Annotated in this window: 20 protein-coding genes; 19 read left to right on the forward strand and 1 reads right to left on the reverse strand. The window is 63.7% G+C overall.

Annotated elements, in window-relative coordinates; translation table 11 throughout:
• Nucleotides 1–4 precede the first annotated feature (4 nt).
• The 9 genes from pnuC (at nucleotide 5) to hisF (ending at nucleotide 6,501) form a co-directional block, all read left to right on the forward strand.
• Nucleotides 5–697, forward strand: a complete 693-nt coding sequence (gene pnuC / locus JMY29_RS08660; RefSeq protein ID WP_018778644.1) for a nicotinamide riboside transporter PnuC — start codon at nucleotides 5–7, stop codon at nucleotides 695–697.
• Entirely contained in the window at nucleotides 694–1,833 is a 1,140-nt protein-coding gene (ribD, locus tag JMY29_RS08665) for a bifunctional diaminohydroxyphosphoribosylaminopyrimidine deaminase/5-amino-6-(5-phosphoribosylamino)uracil reductase RibD (RefSeq protein WP_018778643.1), read from the forward strand. Before pnuC ends, ribD begins: the two co-directional genes overlap by 4 nt.
• Nucleotides 1,833–2,462 carry a riboflavin synthase gene (locus JMY29_RS08670; RefSeq protein ID WP_039240817.1) on the forward strand — a complete coding sequence of 210 codons (630 nt, stop codon included), beginning with the start codon at nucleotides 1,833–1,835 and terminating at the stop codon, nucleotides 2,460–2,462. The genes ribD and JMY29_RS08670 overlap by 1 nt, the downstream gene beginning before the upstream one ends.
• Nucleotides 2,459–3,154, forward strand: coding sequence for a 3,4-dihydroxy-2-butanone-4-phosphate synthase (gene ribB, locus JMY29_RS08675; protein ID WP_079581330.1), 696 nt, complete (start codon nucleotides 2,459–2,461; stop codon nucleotides 3,152–3,154). Before JMY29_RS08670 ends, ribB begins: the two co-directional genes overlap by 4 nt.
• Entirely contained in the window at nucleotides 3,151–3,858 is a 708-nt protein-coding gene (gene ribA / locus JMY29_RS08680) for a GTP cyclohydrolase II (RefSeq protein ID WP_039240819.1), read from the forward strand. The genes ribB and ribA overlap by 4 nt, the downstream gene beginning before the upstream one ends.
• A gap of 18 nt (nucleotides 3,859–3,876) precedes the next feature.
• Nucleotides 3,877–4,362 (forward strand): 6,7-dimethyl-8-ribityllumazine synthase, encoded by a 486-nt coding sequence (ribH, locus tag JMY29_RS08685; RefSeq protein ID WP_018778639.1) that lies wholly within the window; start codon nucleotides 3,877–3,879, stop codon nucleotides 4,360–4,362.
• 106 nt (nucleotides 4,363–4,468) lie between these two features.
• Complete coding sequence (locus tag JMY29_RS08690) at nucleotides 4,469–4,732, forward strand: phosphoribosyl-ATP diphosphatase (protein WP_018778638.1); 264 nt, start codon at nucleotides 4,469–4,471, stop codon at nucleotides 4,730–4,732.
• A gap of 87 nt (nucleotides 4,733–4,819) precedes the next feature.
• On the forward strand, nucleotides 4,820–5,680 hold the full coding sequence (gene hisG / locus JMY29_RS08695; protein WP_018778637.1) for an ATP phosphoribosyltransferase: 861 nt from the start codon (nucleotides 4,820–4,822) through the stop codon (nucleotides 5,678–5,680).
• Between the two features lie 44 nt (nucleotides 5,681–5,724).
• A complete protein-coding gene (gene hisF / locus JMY29_RS08700) occupies nucleotides 5,725–6,501 on the forward strand; it encodes an imidazole glycerol phosphate synthase subunit HisF (RefSeq protein ID WP_018778636.1) in 777 nt (258 codons plus the stop codon).
• A 74-nt stretch (nucleotides 6,502–6,575) separates the two neighbouring features.
• On the opposite strand, the gene JMY29_RS08705 is transcribed toward hisF, so the two are convergent.
• The gene (locus JMY29_RS08705; RefSeq protein WP_018778635.1) at nucleotides 6,576–7,220 is read right to left on the reverse strand and encodes a TIGR03085 family metal-binding protein; all 645 of its coding nucleotides are present in this window, start codon (nucleotides 7,218–7,220) and stop codon (nucleotides 6,576–6,578) included.
• 90 nt (nucleotides 7,221–7,310) lie between these two features.
• Between JMY29_RS08705 and hisI the strand changes: the two genes are divergently transcribed.
• The 10 genes from hisI (at nucleotide 7,311) to JMY29_RS08755 (ending at nucleotide 20,991) form a co-directional block, all read left to right on the forward strand.
• Entirely contained in the window at nucleotides 7,311–7,727 is a 417-nt protein-coding gene (gene hisI, locus JMY29_RS08710) for a phosphoribosyl-AMP cyclohydrolase (protein ID WP_018778634.1), read from the forward strand.
• Nucleotides 7,728–7,786: 59 nt separating this feature from the next.
• Complete coding sequence (locus JMY29_RS08715; protein ID WP_189075704.1) at nucleotides 7,787–9,367, forward strand: anthranilate synthase component I; 1,581 nt, start codon at nucleotides 7,787–7,789, stop codon at nucleotides 9,365–9,367.
• Nucleotides 9,364–9,963, forward strand: coding sequence for a Trp biosynthesis-associated membrane protein (locus JMY29_RS08720; RefSeq protein WP_018778632.1), 600 nt, complete (start codon nucleotides 9,364–9,366; stop codon nucleotides 9,961–9,963). The genes JMY29_RS08715 and JMY29_RS08720 overlap by 4 nt, the downstream gene beginning before the upstream one ends.
• Before the next feature lie 133 nt (nucleotides 9,964–10,096).
• Nucleotides 10,097–10,369, forward strand: coding sequence for an HGxxPAAW family protein (locus JMY29_RS08725; protein WP_018778631.1), 273 nt, complete (start codon nucleotides 10,097–10,099; stop codon nucleotides 10,367–10,369).
• 2 nt (nucleotides 10,370–10,371) lie between these two features.
• Nucleotides 10,372–11,190: an indole-3-glycerol phosphate synthase TrpC gene (gene trpC / locus JMY29_RS08730; protein WP_189075703.1), complete on the forward strand. Its 819-nt coding sequence runs from the start codon at nucleotides 10,372–10,374 to the stop codon at nucleotides 11,188–11,190.
• Nucleotides 11,191–11,304: 114 nt separating this feature from the next.
• Nucleotides 11,305–12,681, forward strand: a complete 1,377-nt coding sequence (gene trpB / locus JMY29_RS08735) for a tryptophan synthase subunit beta (protein WP_039240824.1) — start codon at nucleotides 11,305–11,307, stop codon at nucleotides 12,679–12,681.
• Complete coding sequence (trpA, locus tag JMY29_RS08740) at nucleotides 12,681–13,493, forward strand: tryptophan synthase subunit alpha (protein ID WP_018778628.1); 813 nt, start codon at nucleotides 12,681–12,683, stop codon at nucleotides 13,491–13,493. Before trpB ends, trpA begins: the two co-directional genes overlap by 1 nt.
• A 20-nt stretch (nucleotides 13,494–13,513) precedes the next feature.
• Nucleotides 13,514–14,668 carry a prolipoprotein diacylglyceryl transferase gene (gene lgt / locus JMY29_RS08745; RefSeq protein ID WP_189075702.1) on the forward strand — a complete coding sequence of 385 codons (1,155 nt, stop codon included), beginning with the start codon at nucleotides 13,514–13,516 and terminating at the stop codon, nucleotides 14,666–14,668.
• Nucleotides 14,669–14,927: 259 nt separating this feature from the next.
• Nucleotides 14,928–19,541, forward strand: a complete 4,614-nt coding sequence (gene gltB / locus JMY29_RS08750) for a glutamate synthase large subunit (protein WP_018778626.1) — start codon at nucleotides 14,928–14,930, stop codon at nucleotides 19,539–19,541.
• Nucleotides 19,534–20,991, forward strand: coding sequence for a glutamate synthase subunit beta (locus JMY29_RS08755; protein ID WP_079581325.1), 1,458 nt, complete (start codon nucleotides 19,534–19,536; stop codon nucleotides 20,989–20,991). The genes gltB and JMY29_RS08755 overlap by 8 nt, the downstream gene beginning before the upstream one ends.
• The last annotated feature ends 25 nt before the right edge of the window (nucleotides 20,992–21,016 follow it).

The raw sequence follows: 21,016 nt of genomic DNA on the forward strand, positions 1-21,016 counted from the left end.
CGGCATGGATTTTCTGCGATGGCTCTTCGAAGCACAGATCCCCGTTGGAGGATCTGCTCTTGTCTTACGCGAAGTGCTTGGAAACATCTTTGGGTTACTCAGCGCCCTCGGCGGAATGCGCCGGAAAGTCTGGGCTTGGCCGGTAGGAATCATCGGCAACATCCTTTTGCTCACCGTGTTCCTCGGCAACGTATTCGGTGCTGCTGCGCCCGCAACCCTCTGGGGACAGGCCGGCCGGCAGGTGATGTTCATCGCCGTTGCACTTTATGGCTGGTACCGGTGGCGTCAAGGCCGGCAGTCGAGCACCCAGGGCCGGGCCGTGGTCCCCGGCTGGGCCGGTAACAAGGTGCGCCTGGTTCTGATCGGCGCGATGGTAGCCGGTACTGCGGCCCTGACGCCCCTGTTTGACGCCCTCGGCTCCTACCCGCCTGTGTGGGCAGACGCCTGGACCTTCATGGGCTCCCTCCTGGCCACTTACGGCATGGCCCGGGGATGGACTGAATTCTGGTTGATCTGGGTTGCCGTGGACATCGTGGGCGTGCCTCTGCTGTTCAGTGCCGGCTATTACGCCAGTGCTGTGATGTACCTGTTCTACGGGTTCTTTACCCTGACCGGATTCTTCGTGTGGTGGCGGGCCGAAAAGCGTGAGCGTGGCGCTGTTCAACCACTTCCGGCGCCCGCAGGAGCCGTGCGATGAGCGCGCAGGCCGTTGAGTTTTCGGCTACTGAAAAGGCCGCCATGGACGCAGCTCTCACCGCCGCCCTGGCTGGCCCGCGAGGAGCGAATCCGCTGGTTGGCGCAGTGATCCTCGGCGCGGAAGGCGAGCAACTTGCCACCGGCTACCATCGCGGTGCCGGAACGGCCCATGCGGAGGCCGACGCCATCTCCGAAGCCCGGCGCCAGGGAATCGACACCAAGGGCACCACCATGGTGGTCACCCTGGAGCCTTGCAACCATGTAGGCCGGACAGGTCCCTGTGCCCAGGCGATCATTGCAGCCGGCATCGCAAAGGTGATCTACGCCGTCGACGATCCGCACGACCCCGCCGCCGGCGGTGCCAAGACGCTGCGCGCGGCAGGAATCGATGTCACGTCCGGGCTCGGCTACGACGAATCCCTGGACCTGAACCGGGAATGGTTCGACGCCGTTGCCGCCAAACGCCCGTTCGTCACCTTGCATATTGCACAGACCCTGGACAGCCGGATCGCTGCGGTTGACGGCACCAGCCAGTGGATCTCCAGCGCAGAGTCGCTGGCAGACAACCACGCCTTGCGGCGCCTGATCGACGCGATCCTCGTAGGGACCGGAACCGTGCTCATCGACAACCCCCGGCTGACGGCGCGCACTCCTGACGGTGAACTTTCCCAACGCCAGCCCGTCCGGGCAGTCATGGGCCTGCGGGATGTCCCGGAGGGGGCAGCGGTACGGGGAACCGACGGCCGCTTCAGGCATCTGCCAACCCGGGATCCAGCAGAGGCCCTGGGCATGCTCTTCGAAGAGGGTGTCCGGCATGTGATGGTCGAAGGGGGTTCGAGCATTCTGAGTACCTTCCTTGCGGCGGAGTTGGTGGACGAGTTGATTGTCTACCTGGCGCCGACCCTGCTGGGGTCCGGTACTCCGGCGCTGAACGACTTGGGTATCGGCACGCTCGCCGAAGCCCAGCACTGGGCGTGGGACGAGGCATCAGGGGGTCCGGTACGGACCCTCGGCAACGACCTGCGGCTCCATCTCCGTCCAGCCGGACGTGCTGCCAACACCACTAAGAATTCGATTCCGCAGAAGAATATGGTTTCACGCAGTGACGCCGCGGAATATGTCACAGGAGGACACTGATGTTTACCGGAATCGTTGCAGAACAAGGCACTGTCCTGGGTATTGAGCATGACGGCGATGCCAGCGCAACACTGCGCTTGAAGGCCCCCACCACTACCGGGGACCTGCCGTTGGGCGGCTCCATTGCCGTCAACGGTGTCTGCCTCACGGCCACCCGCATTGATGGACAGGACTTCAGCGTCGATGTCATGGGCGAGACCCTGACGCGCACCACCATCGGGGAATTGGCTGCGGGAGACACCGTGAACCTGGAACGCTGTGTTCCTGCCGGCGGACGGCTGGATGGCCACGTCGTGCAAGGCCATGTTGACGGCGTGGGGGAGCTGCTCGAGCGCGAAGCGCTGGGTAACTGGGACCGCTTGCGGTTCGGCGTCCCCGCCCCGCTGGCACGCTACATCGCCGAAAAAGGTTCCATCGCCGTCGACGGGGTATCGCTCACGGTGACCGCCGTCAGCGCGGCTTCCGAAAAGGACGCGTGGTTCGAAGTCGGCCTCATCCCCACCACGCTGGAGGAGACGGGCCTGGGAGCGAAACCGGTTGGCGGGCACGTCAACCTGGAAGTGGATGTCCTGGCAAAATACACCGAACGGCTTCTGTCGTTCGCTCCGCGGCAGGAGGGCACCCGATGAGCGCCCCCACGACCCCGCAACCGGCGACGTCGCAGCGTCCGGGCCTGGACTCCGTGGAATCCGCCATCGCAGCCATGGCGGCCGGGCGGGCCGTCATTGTGGTGGACAACGAGGACAGGGAAAACGAAGGCGACATCATTTTTGCCGCTGAACATGCCACCCCGGCCCTGATGGGTTGGACCATCCGATATTCCTCCGGCGTCATCTGTGTTCCGTTGGAAGGCCAGCGGGCCGACGCGCTGATTCTGCCCCCGATGGTCGAAATCAACGAAGATGCTAAGGGTACTGCCTATACTGTTTCCTGTGACGCTGCGGTAGGAGTCAGCACGGGTATTTCTGCCACGGACCGGGCCCTGACGGCCCGGATCCTGGCGGACCCGAGCAGCACTCCGGCGTCACTCACCCGCCCCGGGCATATTTTTCCGCTTCGGGCCGTTAAGGGGGGAGTGCGAGAACGTCCGGGACACACGGAAGCTGCCGTGGACTTGTGTCGCCTGGCCGGGCTCGCCCCGGTGGGTGTGATCGCAGAGTTGGTACATGACGACGGTGAAATGATGCGCTTGGACAGCCTGCGCGGGTTCGCCGCTGAACATGGATGCCCCCTCATCTCCATCGAGGACCTGGTGTCGTATGTTGAGGCGACGGAGTCCCGGGCGGCGCAGATTTCACGGGTAGACGAGGAGAAGCGATGACCGCATCGACAACACGCAGCAGTGAGCACACGGAGCCCGGTCCGCACCCCGTAAGCGGGGGACCGATCGTCCAGTTGCCGACGGCCTTTGGTGAATTTGTGGCGCAGGCGTGGACGGATCATGTCACGGGGGTCGAACATCTCGCGGTCAGCTCGCCCAATCCGCCCAAGGGCGGCCAGGCACCCTTGGTCAGGCTGCACTCTGAATGCCTGACCGGAGATGTGTTCGGTTCCTACCGCTGCGATTGCGGTGAACAGCTTGCCTTCGCCCTGGAGCTCATCCACAGGGAAGGCGGCACGCTGCTCTACCTGCGTGGACAGGAAGGGCGCGGCATCGGACTCGCCAACAAGATCAAGGCCTACGCCCTGCAGGAAGCCGGTTTCGACACTGTCGAGGCCAACGAGCAACTGGGCCTGCCGGTCGATGCCCGTTCCTACAGCGCAGCGGGTCAGATCCTTGCCGAAATGGGTCTCAACGAAGTCCGGCTGTTGAGCAACAACCCGGACAAACAGCACCGCCTGGACAAAGCCGGGGTGACTGTCGTGGAGATGGTGCCTACGGAGGTGCCGTCCCGGGAGCAGAACCTTCGGTACCTGCAAACCAAGAAGGACCGTATGGACCACCGGCTGACGCTCGACGTCGAGCCGGTCAGCAACGGCAAGAAGACAGCTTCACCCCAAACCTCAAACAGCAACCAAGACTGAACGGATCCCCAGCACACCATGAGCGGACACGGCGCGCCCACAATCGACCTCACTACCCTCAACCCTGAAGAAACCTCGCAGCTCAAGCTCGCCATCGTGGCCGCGAGCTGGCACACCCAGATCATGGACGGCCTGGTGGATGGTGCCCTGCGTGCCGCGAAGGAAGCAGGCATCGCCGAACCCACCCTGGTGCGGGTTCCGGGCAGTTTTGAATTGCCGGTTGCAGCCGCCCGGCTGGCACCGCACTTTGACGCCGTCGTGGCCCTGGGCGTTGTTATCCGTGGCGGAACCCCGCACTTTGACTACGTTTGCCAGGCCGCGACGTCGGGACTCACCGATGTCAGCGTCCGCACCGGCGTGCCGGTCGGCTTCGGCGTACTCACCTGCGATACGGAACAACAGGGCCTTGACCGGGCCGGCCTCCCGGGTTCCCAGGAGGACAAGGGCCACGAGGCGGTCACCGCTGCCCTGGCCACCGCTGTGACGCTCAAGCAATACAGCTGATTCCAGCGCGAACGGAGGGGATGTGAGTGTGTGTTCACTCACATCCCCTCCGTCATGCAACGCCCCAACAAGCGGCGCCGGGCCCGGAGCAAGTAGTCTGGAGGGCGTGAAGAATTTCGAGACGCTGTTCGCAGAACTGAGTGAGAAAGCAGCGACCCGTCCGGCAGGCTCGCGCACGGTAGCCGAGCTGGACTCCGGAATCCACGGCATCGGCAAGAAGGTGGTCGAAGAGGCCGCCGAAGTCTGGATGGCCGCGGAGTACGAATCGGACGAGGCCGCTGCTGAGGAAATCTCCCAGCTGCTCTACCACCTGCAGGTTCTCATGCTCGCCAAGGGCCTCAGCCTGGAAGACGTTTACAAGCATCTCTAGCCACGCCCCTCCGCACGCATTTCAAGCGGAGTCAGCCGCGTGGCCGATGTGCCTGAAACCTCCATTCCAAAAAGAAAGTCTCTCCCAATGCTCCGTGTAGCAGTCCCCAACAAGGGATCCCTGTCCGAAGCCGCCTCGGCAATGCTTTCCGAGGCCGGCTACCGCCAGCGCCGCGACTCCCGCGAACTGGTGATGGTTGATCCTGACAACGACATTGAGTTCTTCTTCCTCCGTCCCCGTGACATCGCCGTCTATGTAGGCCAGGGAACCCTGGACGTCGGCATCACCGGCAGGGACCTCCTGCTTGACGCGAAGGTGGAAGCTGAAGAGTTGCTCCCCTTGGGCTTCGCGCCTTCGACATTCCGTTTCGCCGGCCCTGTTGGTGACTTCACCGGCGTCGAGCAGCTTGAAGGCAAGCGGCTGGCCACAAGCTATGACGGCCTCCTGCGTGACTACCTCGCTGAACGCGGCGTCAACGCCACAGTGGTCCGTCTCGATGGGGCCGTGGAATCATCCGTCCGCTTGGGCGTGGCCGACGCTATTGCCGATGTCGTGGAAACCGGCAATACCCTCAAGGCCGCCGGCATGGAGATCTTCGGCGACCCCATCCTGAAGTCCGAAGCCGTCCTGATCCGTCGTACGGGCTCCGCTGGCGCAGCCAACGGGACCGCGAAGGAAATCGACATCCTCATCCGCCGCCTTCAAGGCGTTCTGGTTGCGCGCCAGTACGTGCTCATGGACTACGACATCCGCAAGGACCTCGTGGAAGACGCCGCGGCGCTGACTCCCGGACTTGAATCGCCCACGGTCTCGCCGCTTCGCGATTCCGAGTGGGTAGCCGTGCGGTCCATGGTCCCCAAGAAGGAAACCAACCGCATCATGGATGAGCTTTACGACCTCGGCGCGCGCGCCATCCTGGTCAGCAGCATCCACGCCTGCCGGATCTGACCCACACTGACCGACTAGAGCCCAGCAGAACTGAGGAGCAGCACATGGCCGTAGCCGTACGCGTCATTCCATGCCTGGACGTGGACGCCGGCCGCGTCGTCAAGGGTGTCAACTTTGAAGGCCTTCGCGACGCCGGAGACCCTGTGGAACTCGCCCACCGGTACGACAATGGCGGGGCAGACGAACTGACGTTCCTGGACGTCACGGCGTCGTCAGGGAACCGCGAAACAACGTTCGACGTCGTCCGTCGCACCGCAGAGGAAGTGTTCATTCCCCTCACCGTGGGTGGTGGCGTCCGCGGGGTGGCCGAGGTGGACAAGCTCCTGCGCTTTGGTGCGGACAAGGCGTCCATCAACACAGCCGCCGTCGCCAGGCCCGATGTCATCGATGAAATTACCCGCCACTTCGGCTCCCAGGTCCTGGTGCTCTCCGTCGACGCGCGCCGGACCCGGGAAGGCGACGCCCCGACGTCGTCCGGGTTTGAAGTCACCACGCACGGCGGCCGGACCGGTACCGGAATCGATGCCATTGCCTGGGCGAAGGAAGCCGCGGACAGGGGAGTGGGGGAGATCCTGCTCAACTCCATTGACGCCGACGGCACCAAGGACGGCTTCGACCTTGAGCTGATCCGTTTGGTTCGGGCAGCCGTGAATATCCCGATTATCGCCTCGGGCGGTGCCGGTGCCCCGGAGCACTTCCCGCCCGCTGTACAGGCTGGGGCTGACGCTGTGCTGGCCGCCTCGGTGTTCCACTTCGGTCCGGATGACATGATCGCTCAGGTCAAGGCCGCGATCCGCGAGGCCGGCTTCGAAGTCCGCTAGGCAACGCAAACGCGGGGTCGCTGCTGGCCATCATCCCTTGCGGGATGGGCCATCAGCGACCCCGCGTTGCTTGGTTAAAGGCCGATGTCCGCTGACTGCAAGAGCGCGACGGCGTCCGGCTGGCCTTCGAAGGTGACCAGGGCCTGGTTGGTGCGGCCGTGGGCGTGCATGAGAAGCTCGCCCGGCTCGCCAACGATGGCGACGGATACGGGTGCGCGCTTGGCCACATGCCGCGGCCCCGTGGGCCTGACAAGGACGATGCCGAGGTCCACGCCGCGGTACAGGAACGCTGCACGCTTGATGAGGTCATTCCAGAGTGCATCCGAATAGGCCTCGTCCAGTGCCCTCGGCGCCCACCTGTCGCCGGCGCGGCGGATGTCCTCGGTGTGCACGAAGTACTCGATGAGGTTGGAGGTCTCGTCCAGCGCCTTGATCTTCAAAGGAGAGAAAGCGGGAGGCCCGGAGCGGAACGTCTTGACGAGGTCCGCGTAGGCGTCCGTGGTCTTCAGCTGGGAGGCCAGCTTGGAGGTGGCTTTTTCCGATGCCTTGCCCAGACTGGGAATCAACAGTCCAAGACCGACAGCGATTTTCCGCTCCCGCAAGTACAAATGCGCGGCAAGGTCACGGGTCCGCCAGCCTTCGCAGAGCGTGGGGGAGTCAGGCCCGGCCGCCAGCAGGGTTTCGGCCAGTACTTCTCGGGAGGGATCGACGAAATGCATCACTTGTGAAACTAGCACGATCGGAGCGCTCTTGCGCAGTGGAACCGCCGCAGAACCGCCAGTCCCGTCAAAGGCACTAGACTTGATCTGATGTCAGAGCAGTCCGCCCCCAGCCCCTCTCCCGCCGTGGAGCTTTCCAGCGACCCCGCGGGTCCGTTGCCGCAGGAGATCGCGGACGCTCTCAAGCGCGATTCCGCCGGCCTGGTTGCTGCTATTGTGCAGCAGCACGACACCAACGAGGTTCTCATGCTCGGATGGATGGATGACGAGGCACTGCACCGCACCATGACCACCGGGCGCGTCACGTTCTACTCCCGCTCCCGCCAGGAATACTGGCGTAAGGGCGACACTTCCGGACACGTACAGTTCGTGAAGTCCGTCGCCCTTGATTGCGACGGCGATGCCCTCCTGATCCGCGTGGACCAGATCGGCGCAGCCTGCCACACCGGAACCCGGACCTGCTTCGACGGTCGCGACTTTACAGTCGTTACGGGCCACCGCGACTAAGGCACCCAGCACTTACCACTGACGCACCACCTCATACCAAAAGGCGGAGAAGAATAGCCATGCAGGACCTTGGAATCATCAGCCCGGGCCTGGAAGAGTTCCGGGAACTCGCCGTCCACAGCCGTGTCATCCCCGTGCGGCTCAAAGTCCTGGCCGATGCAGAAACCCCCATTGGCCTTTACCGGAAGCTCGCCAAGGGACAGCCCGGCACCTTCCTCCTGGAATCAGCAGCAGTAGGCGGGGCCTGGTCGCGTTATTCGTTCATCGGTTCAAAGTCCCGCGCAACCCTGACCACCCAGGACGGCCAGGCACACTGGATCGGTGAGCCGCCCGTCGGCGTGCCAGTTTCCGGGAACCCGGTGGAGGCCGTCCGCAACACGATTGCCGCACTGCAGACCGATCGTTTCGAGGGCCTTCCGCCCTTCACCTCCGGCCTGGTCGGCTTCCTTGGCTGGGAATCCGTGCGCCACTGGGAACGCCTGACCTCTCCGCCCGAGGACGACCTGCAGTTGCCGGAGATGGCGCTGAACCTGGTCACCGACATGGCGGTTCATGACAACGTCGACGGCACTGTCCTGCTCATTGCCAATGCCATCAACTTCGACGGCAGCAGCGAACGCGTCGATGATGCCTGGCACGATGCCGTGGCTCGAGTGCAAGCGCTCCTGGACCAGATCAGCACGCCCGTTCCCCAGCCTGTTTCCGTTTTGGACACGGCGGCCCTGGACTTTGCCTCAAGCGTGCAGGAACGCTGGGAGGAAGCGAAGTACCTGGAAGCCATCGACCGTGGCAAGGAAGCGATTGTTGACGGCGAAGTGTTCCAGGTGGTGATTTCGCGCCGCTTCGAGATGGAATGCGCCGCAGATCCCCTGGATGTCTACCGCGTGCTGCGCAACACCAACCCCAGCCCCTACATGTACCTCTTCAGCCTCGAAGATGCAGACGGCCGCGAGTACTCGATTGTCGGGTCCTCGCCGGAAGCGTTGGTGACGGTGACCGGTGAGGAAGTCATCACGCACCCCATCGCCGGTTCACGTCCCCGAGGGAAGACTGTAGAGGCCGACAAAGCCCTGGCCACAGAGTTGCTCGCGGACCAGAAGGAACGCGCGGAACACCTGATGCTGGTGGACTTGTCCCGTAACGACCTTTCCAAAGTGTGCGTGGCCGGGACAGTCGATGTCACCCAGTTCATGGAAGTGGAGCGCTTCAGCCACATCATGCACCTCGTTTCAACTGTGGTGGGGCAGCTTGCTCCCCACGCCAAGGCATACGACGTCCTCAGGGCAACCTTCCCGGCAGGTACTTTGTCCGGCGCCCCGAAGCCCCGTGCGCTGCGGCTCCTCGATGAACTCGAACCGCACCGCCGCGGCATCTACGGTGGCGTGGTGGGCTACCTGGACTTCGCCGGTGACATGGACATGGCCATTGCCATCCGTTCGGCACTGCTCCGTGAGGGCCGCGCCTATGTGCAGGCCGGCGGTGGAATCGTGGCCGATTCGCACAAGCCTTCGGAAGCGCTTGAAACGGTAAACAAGGCAGCTGCGCCGCTTCGCGCCGTGCACACCGCAGGCTCATTGCAGAACATTGCGGTGGACGCCGGCCGGGCCGAAGTTCCCGACGACGGGACGCCTGCCTCGTGAGCGCCGCCGCATCCGCACTTCCCGCCAGGACTTCACCGCGCTGGGCCCGTAAATCCACACTGGTGCTCGCCGCGGTCGTGCTGGCCCTCGCTGTCTTCGGAACCACCACCCAGACCTGGATTGAAGTGCAGCTTGACCCCTCCGGTGTATCCAGCAGCAACCTCCAGGTTCCCGGAAACAAGGCTGCTACCGCAGTCACGGCTCTGGCCCTGGTGGCCCTGGCCGGTGGCCTGGCGGCATCCATTGCAGGCAAGGTGGCGCGCTGGATCATTGCGGTCATCATTGCTTTGTCCGCGGTAGGGATCATCCTGGCGGCCACTACCGTGCTGACCGATCCGCTCGGCGCAGCGCAGGGTGCCATTGCAGCCGCGACGGGCCTTGCGGGTGGACAGGCGAGTGTCGCTGCGACGGCCTTCCCCGTAGTAGCCATAGTGGCCGGGGCGCTGCTGGCAGTGGTTGCGGTGGGCTTGCCGGTGGCCGGGCGTTACTGGAAGACCCGCACCAAGTACGACACCAATGCCGTCAGGAATGACGGCGAACCGGTGGATGAGATCGACAGCTGGGACAGCCTGTCGCGCGGCGAGGACCCTACGTAGGCAGCCGGGAGCGGGTTTCGCGCAGCTTCATTGCGACTTTGCCGCCACCGTTGCCCCGGACGTCGGTCCATGTCCCCGGCTGACGTCAATAAATGGCAGAATGTAAGCAGTATTCATCCTGAGGAGATTTCACATGAGCAAAACCACAGTGTCCGCAAACCAAACTGAATCCACCATGGCCAGCCACGCTGACGCCATCGGTCACGGAAACAGCCCGGCTGCCTGGACCTGCGTGATTGTCATGCTGGTTGGTGCCTTGATTTCCTCCATCGCTTTCGTCATCGCCAGCACCCCGATCTTCGTCGGCGGCCTGGTTGTCATGGTTATCGGCCTGATTGTTGGCCTGGTTATGCGCAAGGCGGGCTACGGAGTGGGCGGCAGCAAGCTGCAGAACAACGGCCACTAATCGTGACCGTTCTTGATGACATCATCGTTGGCGTCAAGGAGGACATGGAGGCCCGCCGGGCTCAAGTGTCCCTCGAGGAGCTAAAGGACCGCGTCGCCGGTGCTGCACCTGCACGGGATGCCTGGGCGGCCCTGGGCGGACCCGCATCCGACCGCAACGACCTCAAAGTCATCGCAGAGATCAAGCGCCGCAGTCCGTCGAAGGGCGACCTCGCTTCCATCGCAGACCCCGCATCGCTCGCAGTGCAGTACGCGGACGGCGGCGCCTCCGTCATCAGCGTCCTGACCGAACAGCGCCGCTTCGGCGGCTGGCTGGCCGACCTCGATGCCGTGCGTGCCGCCGTCGAAACGCCGTTGCTCCGCAAGGACTTCACAGTTGACGAGTACCAGATCTGGGAAGCCCGTGCCCACGGTGCCGACCTCATCCTGCTCATCGTCGCAGCGCTGACCGACGCCGAACTCGTCCGGTTCAGTGCCTTGAGCCATGAACTGGGCATGAGCGTGCTCGTGGAGACCCATACCGAAGAAGAGATCGAGCGGGCGGTTGCGGCCGGCGCCAGGATCATCGGCATCAACGTGCGCAATTTGAAGACGCTCGACGTCGACCGCTCGGTTTTCGGTTCGCTGGCCGGTTTGATTCCGGCCGGGGCAGTCGTGGTCGCGGAGTCTGGCGTCAGGGGTGCCGACGACGTCGCGCATTACGCAGCCAATGGCGCCAATGCCATCCTGGTGGGCGAAGCGCTGGTCAGCGATTCAACCCCGCGTGAACGAATTACCGAATTCAAGGCAGCAGGAGCTGCCGCCATCGCCGTCAGGAACTGAGGCAGTTACTGAATTACGGCGAGCAGTCATGAGGCAGCCCGGGCACCAGCCCGTGGCTGCCTTGTGGCACGTGGAACTACCCAAAGAACTAACTGGAACAGGACGGTGAGACTGATGGTCGACGCGCCAACAGCCGGCTCAGAAGAGAATGCGGCAGACGCATTCCTGCAAGGTGGCCCTTCGCTGCGCAACGCATCGGGACCCTACTTCGGCAGCTACGGCGGACGCTGGATGCCGGAGTCTCTCATTGCCGCCTTGGATGAAGTCCAGGACACCTTCGAAAAAGCCAAGGCCGACCCCGATTTCATCGCCGAGCTGAAGGACCTCAACAAGAACTACTCGGGCAGGCCTTCGCTGTTGACTGAGGCCAAGCGCTTCTCGGCGCATGCCGGTGGCGCCCGCATCTTCCTCAAGCGTGAGGACCTCAACCACACCGGTTCCCACAAGATCAACAACGTCCTGGGCCAGGCGCTCCTGGCGAAGCGGATGGGCAAGACCCGCGTCATTGCCGAAACCGGAGCCGGACAGCACGGCGTCGCAAGTGCCACGGCTGCAGCGCTGCTGGGACTTGAGTGCGTGGTCTACATGGGTGCCGAAGACTGCCGCCGCCAGGCACTCAACGTCGCCCGCATGCAGCTTCTTGGTGCCACAGTCGTGCCCGTGACCAACGGTTCGCAGACACTCAAGGACGCCATCAACGACGCCCTCCGCGATTGGGTCTCCAACGTCGAGGACACGCACTACCTCCTGGGTACTGCCGCCGGAGCGCACCCGTTCCCGGCCATGGTCCGCTACTTCCACGAGGTCATCGGCGAAGAGGCGCGCAGCCAGATCCTGGAGCAGACGGGCAAGCTTCCTGATGCCATCTGTGCGTGCATCGGTGGCGGTTCCAACGCCATCGGCTTGTTCCACGCATTCCTCGATGATGCTTCCGTGAAGATCTACGGCTTTGAAGCCGGTGGCGAGGGTGTGGAAACCGGCCGTCACGCTGCGGCCATCTCCCTTGGCCGGCCGGGTGTGCTGCACGGCGCCCGTTCCTACCTCATGCAGGACGAAGACGGCCAGACCATCGAGTCGCACTCCATCTCTGCAGGTCTTGACTACCCCAGCGTTGGCCCCGAGCACTCATACCTCGCCGACATCGGCCGGGTCACCTACGAGGCAGTCACGGACACCGAAGCCATGGACGCCTTCAGCCTGCTCTGCCGGACAGAGGGCATCATCCCCGCCATCGAGTCCTCGCATGCCCTGGCCGGTGCCATCAAGATCGGCCACCGCCTCACGGAAGGCAAGGAAGACCCCTCGGAAGTCACTATCATCGTGAACTTGTCCGGGCGAGGCGACAAGGACGTGGAAACCGCCGCCGCATGGTTCAACATGTTGGATGACGAGGGGCACGTCAAGGGGACCACCCTGTCCACCCGTAAGCCCAAGGGCCCTTCAGAGCGAGCCTCTGAAGCATCCGCGGATGACAACGAGGACCAGAACTGATGAACGAATCAACAGCCAGCAAGTCAGCTGCGGCCATTGACAAGGCCAGGGCCGAGGGCCGCGCCGCTTTGGTGGGTTACCTGCCCGCCGGCTACCCCACGGTCAAGGAAAGTATCGAGGCTGGCATCGCGCTTGCCCGGAACGGCGCCGATCTCATTGAGATCGGAATTCCGTACTCCGATCCCGTGATGGACGGTCCTGTCATCCAGGCGGCCACTACCGAAGCGATTTCGAACGGTTTCCGCGTAGCCGACGTCTTCGAAGTCGTTGCAGGGATTACCGCAGTTACGGATGCTGCCGTCCTGGTGATGACGTACTGGAACCCGGTCATGCGCATGGGCGTGGACGAGTTCTCGCGCCGTCTGGCAGAAGCCGGGGGAGCAGGTCTTATTACTCCCGACCTCGTCCCCGATGAGGCTGCAGAATGGTTCGAGGCCTCGGACAGGTACGGCTTGGACAGGGTGTTCCTCGTGGCCCCGTCGTCCACTCCTGAACGTCTGGACATGACGGTCAAGGCCAGCCGCGGTTTTGTCTACGCTGTTTCGATCATGGGTGTCACCGGAGCCCGCACCTCCGTCAGCAGCGCTGCCGAAGAGGTGGTGGCCCGTGCCCACGCAGCCGGTGCGGATCGGGTATGCGTAGGCCTGGGTGTCTCCAGTCCCGACCATGTACGGGAAATTGCTGCCTATGCCGACGGTGTCATTGTAGGCACCGCCCTGGTGGCAGCCCTCCGCGATGGCGGGGTGGACGCCGTCGGGCAACTCACCAAGAACCTCAGCGCCGGCTTGGGCCGCGCAGCTGCAGAAGCCTAGAAAAGGAAACAGCGAAGCGCATGCAGACGGTCCTCCACGCAGCGGCAATGGTCCCCTTGAGTATCCCGAGCCCATCCTGGTCCGGTTTCGACATTCCGCTGCCGTGGGGGACGTTGCGTATCCACGCCTACGCCTTGTGCATCCTGGCGGGCATCATTGTTGGCCTTTGGCTGACGTCTGCCCGGTGGAAGCAGCGCGGCGCGCCCGAAGGCAGCCTGTGGGACATCGCCATTTGGGCGATTCCATTCGGAATTATCGGCGGTCGCCTGTACCACGTCTTCTCTTCGCCCGATGCCTACTTTGGCCCGGGCTTCGACGGCACAGGCGACCTCTCGCTGATTCCCCAGATCCAGCGCGGCGGGCTGGGCATCTGGGGCGCGGTGGTCCTCGGCGTCGTGGGCGCATGGATCGGATGCCGCCGTGCCGGTGTCCGGCTGACGGCCTTCCTGGACGCCGCTGCACCTGGCCTGCTTCTTGCACAGGCCATCGGACGACTGGGGAACTGGTTCAACCAGGAACTTTTCGGCGCGCCCACCACGTTGCCATGGGGCCTGGAGATCGATCCTTCCAACGCGAACTTCCCGCCCGACATGGCCGCCGGAACCCTCTTCCACCCGACGTTCCTCTACGAGATGCTGTGGAACCTCGCCGGCGTAGCGCTCCTCCTGGTGCTGGACAAGAAATTCGCCTTCCGGTGGGGCCGGCTGTTCTGGCTCTACGCCATGTACTACACGCTGGGCCGCGTATGGATCGAAGCCCTCCGCATCGACGACGCCGAGCAGATCACCCTCTTCGGAATCACGACCCGGCTTAACGTGTGGACCAGCATCTTTGTCTTCATCGCGGCCTTGGTTATCTTCCTGCTGCTCGCCCGGCGCGGCCGACCAGTGCCGGACACTCCTTATCTGCCAGGGCGCGAGCCGGAAAAAGAGGCCATCAAGGACCCCGCTACGGTGACGAGCGTCACCAGTCATGATGTGGACGCACCTGTCTCGGATAGTGGTTCGCGTGATAATCTCCCAGATAACCAAAGTGATCCGGGCAACGTCGACGGGCCGCGGGATGCATCAGTGAAGACCGTCCAGGACACCACGTCCACAACGGAGCCGTCATCTGATGCCACCGCCGCCAGGAAAACATCCGGATCCTCGCCTGGGGCTGACGACACCAAGTAGTCGCCGAAGGTAAAGGGGCAACAGAGTCACCGCTCGTAGGGCCCAGTCCACAGCGTCGTGGCACCCCGGAAACCGGATCGCAGCATACCGATGTTCACTGGTCAAGCCGGGGCCAGAGGTCTGCGTAACTGTTCGTTGCGCTGGATCGACTGGCCTACAATTCCAATAACTAGCGCTTTGTTGTGCCCGTCACAGGGCAGGCAAGGTGGGGCCAACGTTGTCCCTTCCATACGCACGATCTCGAGGAAGGACGTCTCCCATGACCCATCTTCATAACCCCGGTTGGTCCGAAAATATCGAACCGCAGGGTGCCATGTCTCCGTTCAAGCGTTTTGCTGCGCTCCCGGAGGCCCAGGGTCTTTACAACCCTGATAAGGAGAAGGACGCCTGCGGCCTGGCTATCATTGCCACGCTCCGCGGGGAACCGGGATACGACATCGTGGAAGCGGCACTGACCGCCCTCCGCAATCTCGAACACCGCGGCGCCGTGGGCGCCGACGAAGGAACCGGCGACGGAGCGGGCCTGCTGATGCAGGTCCCCGACGAGTTCTTCCGCGCCGTCACCGAATTTGAACTGCCGGCACCCGGACAGTACGTGGTGGGTACCGCGTTCCTTCCGGCTGAAGCCCGCGAAGCTGCGACAGCGAAAGCCGGCATCGAGGCACTTGCCGCCGACGAAGGCCTTACAGTCCTCGGCTGGCGTGAGGTTCCTGTGGTCGCGGACCTCGTGGGAGCCATGGCACGGGCATGCATGCCCTACTTCTCCCAGCCGTTCTTCGCCTCTGCCAACGGTGAGCAGCTTGAGCACAACGAGCTGGACTCCCGCGCCTGGCGGATCCGCAAGCGCGCCCAGAACAAGTTTGGCGTGTACTTCCCCTCGCTGTCCTCGCGCACCATCGTGTACAAGGGCATGCTGACCACGGCCCAGCTGGAGCCGTTCTACCCCGATCTTTCGGACAAGCGCTTCAAGACCAAGCTGGCCATTGTCCACTCGCGCTTCTCCACCAACACGTTCCCGTCCTGGCCGCTGGCACAGCCGTTCCGCACTATCGCGCACAACGGTGAGATCAACACGGTCAAGGGCAACCGGAACTGGATGCGTGCCCGCCAGTCGCAGCTGGCCAGCCCCTTGCTGGGTTCGGTCCCGGAAGAGCTGTACCCGATCTGCACCCCGGGTGCCTCTGACTCCGCCTCCTTCGACGAGGTAGCCGAGCTGCTGTGGCTCTCAGGGCGCCCCATCACACACTCCATCATGATGATGATCCCGGAGGCGTGGGAAAACCACGCCACCATGGATCCGGCACGCCGTGCCTTCTACGAGTACCACTCCCTCCTCATGGAGCCGTGGGATGGTCCCGCTGCCGTGTCCTTCACCGACGGAAGCCTCGTTGGCGCCACGCTGGACCGCAACGGCCTGCGCCCGGGACGCTACTGGATCACCGAAGACGGCCTGATCATCTTCGCCTCCGAAGTTGGCGTTATCGAGGTCGAGCCCTCCAACGTGGTCAAGAAGGGTCGCGTTGCTCCCGGCAAGATGTTCCTGGTGGACACCGAAGCCGGCCGCATCATTGACGACGCCGAGGTCAAGGCCGAGGTAGCTGCTGCCAACCCCTGGGCCGAGTGGCTCAAGGACAACCTGATCGACATCAACGAGCTTCCCGAGCGTGAGCACGTGCTCCACACGGCAGCATCGGTGAACATCCGCCAGCGTACCTTCGGCTACACCACTGAAGAGTTGAAGATCCTGCTTGGACCGATGGCCCGCACCGGTGCCGAGCCCCTGGGCGCCATGGGTTCGGACACTCCGGTAGCTGTGCTGTCAAAGCGTCCGCGTCTGCTGTTCGACTACTTTGTGCAGTCCTTCGCCCAGGTCACCAACCCGCCGCTGGATGCCATCCGCGAAGAATTGGTGACTTCCCTGAAGTGCGCCATCGGTCCCAACGGCAACCTCCTGGACGGCAAGCAAGTCCGCCAACCGCAGATCTCGCTGCCGTTCCCCGTGATCAATAACGACCAGCTCGCCAAGATCGCGAACATTGAAAGCCCCGACGGCGACCGCATCGCCATGAAGGTCCGCGGACTTTACCGCCCCGAGGGTGGGGAAGCGGCTCTCCGTGCCCGCCTGACGGAGATCTGCGAGCAGGTATCCGGTGCCATCAACCGTGGCGTCCAGTACGTGGTGCTGTCCGACCGCGACTCGAACGCCCAGTGGGCACCGATCCCCTCGCTCCTGCTGGTCAGCGCGGTCCACCACCACCTGCTTCGCAGCGCCAACCGCACCAAGACCGCCCTGGTGGTCGAAGCCGGTGACGTCCGCGAGACGCACCACGTTGCCGTGCTCATCGGTTACGGTGCCTCCGCTGTCAACCCGTACTTGGCCATGGAATCGGTGGAACAGCTGATCTCCAACGGTGACGTGACGGGCGTGACCCCGGAAGACGGCGTCTACAACCTCATCAAGGGCCTGGGCAAGGGTGTCCTGAAGATCATGTCCAAGATGGGCATCTCCACTGTGGCTTCCTACACGGGTGCCCAGACCTTCGAAGCGCTGGGCTTGTCCCAGGAACTCGTGGACGAATTCTTCTCCGGCACACACTCCCAGCTCGGTGGCGTTGGCCTGGATGTCATCGCCGCGGAGGTTTCGGCACGCCACCAGATGGCGTACCCCGAAGGTGGCATCGAGCACCCGCACCAGCCGCTGCTCGGCGGCGGCGAGTACCAGTGGCGCCGCGACGGCGAACCGCACCTCTTCAACCCGGAGACAGTGTTCCGCCTGCAGCACGCTACCCGCGAACGCCGCTACGACATCTTCAAGTCCTACACCAAGGGCGTTGACGACCAGTCCGAGAACCTGATGACCCTGCGTGGGCTCCTCAAGTTCAAGGACGGCGTCCGTCCGCCTGTGCCGCTGGAAGAAGTGGAGTCCGTTTCCAGCATCGTGAAGCGTTTCTCCACTGGTGCGATGAGCTACGGCTCCATCTCCAAGGAAGCGCACGAGACACTGGCCATCGCCATGAACCGTCTGGGCGCCAAGTCCAACACGGGCGAAGGCGGCGAGGACGTGGACCGCCTGCTGGATCCGGAACGACGTTCTGCCATCAAGCAGATCGCTTCAGGCCGATTCGGTGTCACCAGCCTCTACCTCACCAACGCCGACGACATCCAGATTAAGATGGCACAGGGCGCCAAGCCCGGCGAAGGTGGACAGTTGATGGCGCAGAAGGTCTACCCCTGGGTAGCCCGGACCCGTCACTCCACTCCCGGCGTCGGGCTGATTTCCCCGCCCCCGCACCACGACATCTACTCGATCGAAGACCTCGCGCAGCTCATCTACGATGCCAAGCGCGCCAACCCTTCGGCCCGGGTGCACGTGAAGCTGGTTTCGGAAGTCGGGATCGGTACTGTGGCCTCCGGCGTCACGAAGGCCAAGGCCGACGTCGTGCTTGTTTCAGGTCACGACGGCGGTACCGGCGCCTCGCCGCTGAACTCGCTCAAGCACGCGGGCGTGCCGTGGGAACTCGGCCTGGCCGAGACACAGCAGACCCTCATGCTCAACGGCCTCCGCGACCGCGTGGTTGTACAGGTGGACGGTCAGCTCAAGACCGGCCGCGACGTCGTCATTGCTGCCCTGCTAGGTGGCGAGGAGTATGGTTTCGCGACTGCTCCGCTGGTGGTGTCCGGCTGCATCATGATGCGTGTCTGCCACCTGGACACCTGCCCGGTGGGTGTTGCCACGCAGAACCCTGAACTTCGGTCCCGGTTCAATGGCAAGCCCGAGTTCGTGGTCAACTTCTTTGAGTTCCTCGCTGAAGAAGTCCGTGAAATCCTTGCCGGGCTTGGCTTCCGCAGCCTCGAAGAGGCCATTGGCCACGCCGAGATGCTGGACACCCGCGAGGCAATCGACCACTGGAAGGCCGAAGGCCTGGACCTGGACCCGATCCTGCACGGTCTCGAGTTCGACGACGACGTGCCGCTGCGCAACATGACCGGCCAGAACCACGAGCTGGACAAGCACTTCGACCAGCGTCTGATCACCATGGCCCAGGAAGCTCTCAGCGACCGCATGCCTGTCAAGATCACCTTGGACGTCATCAACACGGACCGTTCCGTGGGCACGATGCTCGGCCACGTGGTGACCAAGACGTTCGGTACCGATGTACTGGCGACGGACACCATCGACATCACGCTCAATGGCACCGCGGGCCAGTCTCTGGGCGCTTTCCTGCCTGCCGGCATCACGCTGCGCATGTTCGGAGACTCCAACGACTACGTGGGCAAGGGACTTTCCGGTGGGCGCATCATCGTCCGCCCGGACCGTACCAACGTCTTCCAGGCGGAACGAAACGTCATCGCCGGCAACGTCATCGGCTACGGTGCGACCAGCGGCGAGATGTTCCTGCGCGGCCAGGTCGGCGAACGGTTCCTGGTCCGCAACTCCGGTGCCACCGCCGTCGTCGAAGGCATTGGCGACCACGGTTGTGAATACATGACCGGTGGCCAGACGCTGATCATCGGCCGTACCGGCCGCAACTTCGGCGCCGGCATGTCCGGTGGTACCGCCTACGTGCTGGACCTGCAGCCTGAGCGCGTCAACAAGCTCGCCCTGGACACGGGTGAACTCCAGCTCCTGGAGCTCGACGCTGAGGATCGTGACATTGTCCACGGCCTGCTCACCAAGCACGTTGAGGAAACCGAATCCGTCCTGGCCGGCCGTCTGCTCGAAAACTTCGACGACACTGCCGCCCGCATCACCAAAGTACTGCCGCGCGATTACGCCGCAGTCCTGCAAACCCGTCTCGACGCCATCGAAGAGGGCCTGGACCCTGATGGCGAAGAAGTATGGTCTCGAATCCTGGAGGTAACCGGTGGCTGATCCACGCGGATTTCTGAAAGTCCGGCAGCGCGAGACGCAGCCACGCCGTCCCGTTCCCGTCCGCATCATGGACTGGAAAGAAGTGTACGAAGCCCAGGAGAAGGGCGTCCTGAAGAGCCAGGCCGGGCGCTGCATGGACTGCGGTGTTCCCTTCTGCCACCAGGGCTGCCCGCTGGGCAACCTGATTCCGGAATGGAACGACCTCGTTTGGCGGGATAAGGGTGAGGAAGCGATTGAGCGCCTTCACGCCACGAACAACTTCCCGGAGTTCACCGGCCGGCTGTGTCCTGCACCCTGTGAAGCGTCCTGTGTGCTGGGCATCAACCAGCCTGCCGTGACCATCAAGCAGGTCGAGGTTTCCATCATCGACCAGGCGTTCGACAACGACTGGGTCCAGCCCCTTCCGCCGACGCGCCTCACCGGCAAGACGGTCGCCGTCGTCGGTTCCGGCCCCGCCGGCCTGGCCGTGGCGCAGCAGCTGACGCGTGTAGGCCACACCGTTGCCGTGTACGAACGCGACGACAAGATCGGTGGCCTGCTCCGGTACGGCATCCCCGACTTCAAAATGGAGAAGGAACAGGTCGACCGTCGCCTCGAGCAGATGAAGGCCGAAGGCACACGCTTCCGGACCGGCGTCGCCGTCGGAACGGATGTCACGTGGGAGCAGCTGCGCCGCCGTTACGACGCCGTCGTTGTCGCCACCGGGGCTACCGTCCCGCGCGACCTGCCGATCCCGGGCCGCGACCTTGAAGGCGTGCACTTCGCCATGGATTACCTCGTGCCGGCTAACCGCGTAGTGGCGGGGGAGACCCCGGAGAACCACATCGACGCCCGCGGCAAGCACGTTGTCATCCTCGGTGGTGGCGATACCGGTGCTGACTGCATCGGAACCGCCCACCGCCACCAGGCAGCGTCGGTGACGACGCTGGCGATCGGCAAGCAGCCGCCGTCGGAACGCGCAGCCCACCAGCCGTGGCCGACGTTCCCCACCTTGTTCGAGATGGCCAGCGCCCACGAAGAAGGCGGCGAGCGTACGTACCTTGCGTCCACCGTTGAGTTCGTTGGTGAAAATGGCAAGCTCACCGGCGTCAAGGTTGCCGAAACCGAGTTCGTGGACGGCAAGCGACTGCCCAAGGCAGGCACGGAGCGGATTATTCCGGCTGACCTGGTGTTCCTGAGCCTCGGCTTTACCGGTGCTGAGCCGGCAGGTATCACCGAGCAGGTCAGTGCAGAATTCGACGGTCGGGGCAACGTAGCCCGCGACGGCTACTACATGACAAATACCGAGGGAGTATTTGTTGCCGGCGATGCCGGACGTGGCCAGTCACTGATTGTGTGGGCCATTGCGGAAGGCCGTGCGTGCGCGGCCGCAGTGGACAGGTTCCTGATGGGAAGCACCATTCTCCCGGCACCGGTCGCCCCCACCGACCGGGCGATAGCGGTCTTATAGCGCCGGCAGGAACTGATCTTTTACT

This window comes from Paenarthrobacter nicotinovorans, assembly GCF_021919345.1.
Classification (GTDB): Bacteria; Actinomycetota; Actinomycetes; order Actinomycetales; family Micrococcaceae; genus Arthrobacter; species Arthrobacter nicotinovorans.

Excerpts from the sequence above, each read along its gene's own strand:
- pnuC (WP_018778644.1), top strand. The coding sequence starts at position 5 with ATGGATTTTCTGCGATGGCTCTTCGAAGCACAGATCCCCGTTGGAGGA.
- ribD (WP_018778643.1), top strand. The coding sequence starts at position 694 with ATGAGCGCGCAGGCCGTTGAGTTTTCGGCTACTGAAAAGGCCGCCATG.
- JMY29_RS08670 (WP_039240817.1), top strand. The coding sequence starts at position 1,833 with ATGTTTACCGGAATCGTTGCAGAACAAGGCACTGTCCTGGGTATTGAG.
- ribB (WP_079581330.1), top strand. The coding sequence starts at position 2,459 with ATGAGCGCCCCCACGACCCCGCAACCGGCGACGTCGCAGCGTCCGGGC.
- ribA (WP_039240819.1), top strand. The coding sequence starts at position 3,151 with ATGACCGCATCGACAACACGCAGCAGTGAGCACACGGAGCCCGGTCCG.
- ribH (WP_018778639.1), top strand. The coding sequence starts at position 3,877 with ATGAGCGGACACGGCGCGCCCACAATCGACCTCACTACCCTCAACCCT.
- hisG (WP_018778637.1), top strand. The coding sequence starts at position 4,820 with ATGCTCCGTGTAGCAGTCCCCAACAAGGGATCCCTGTCCGAAGCCGCC.
- hisF (WP_018778636.1), top strand. The coding sequence starts at position 5,725 with ATGGCCGTAGCCGTACGCGTCATTCCATGCCTGGACGTGGACGCCGGC.
- JMY29_RS08705 (WP_018778635.1), bottom strand. The coding sequence starts at position 7,220 with ATGCATTTCGTCGATCCCTCCCGAGAAGTACTGGCCGAAACCCTGCTG.
- hisI (WP_018778634.1), top strand. The coding sequence starts at position 7,311 with ATGTCAGAGCAGTCCGCCCCCAGCCCCTCTCCCGCCGTGGAGCTTTCC.
- JMY29_RS08715 (WP_189075704.1), top strand. The coding sequence starts at position 7,787 with ATGCAGGACCTTGGAATCATCAGCCCGGGCCTGGAAGAGTTCCGGGAA.
- JMY29_RS08725 (WP_018778631.1), top strand. The coding sequence starts at position 10,097 with ATGAGCAAAACCACAGTGTCCGCAAACCAAACTGAATCCACCATGGCC.
- trpB (WP_039240824.1), top strand. The coding sequence starts at position 11,305 with ATGGTCGACGCGCCAACAGCCGGCTCAGAAGAGAATGCGGCAGACGCA.
- trpA (WP_018778628.1), top strand. The coding sequence starts at position 12,681 with ATGAACGAATCAACAGCCAGCAAGTCAGCTGCGGCCATTGACAAGGCC.
- lgt (WP_189075702.1), top strand. The coding sequence starts at position 13,514 with ATGCAGACGGTCCTCCACGCAGCGGCAATGGTCCCCTTGAGTATCCCG.
- gltB (WP_018778626.1), top strand. The coding sequence starts at position 14,928 with ATGACCCATCTTCATAACCCCGGTTGGTCCGAAAATATCGAACCGCAG.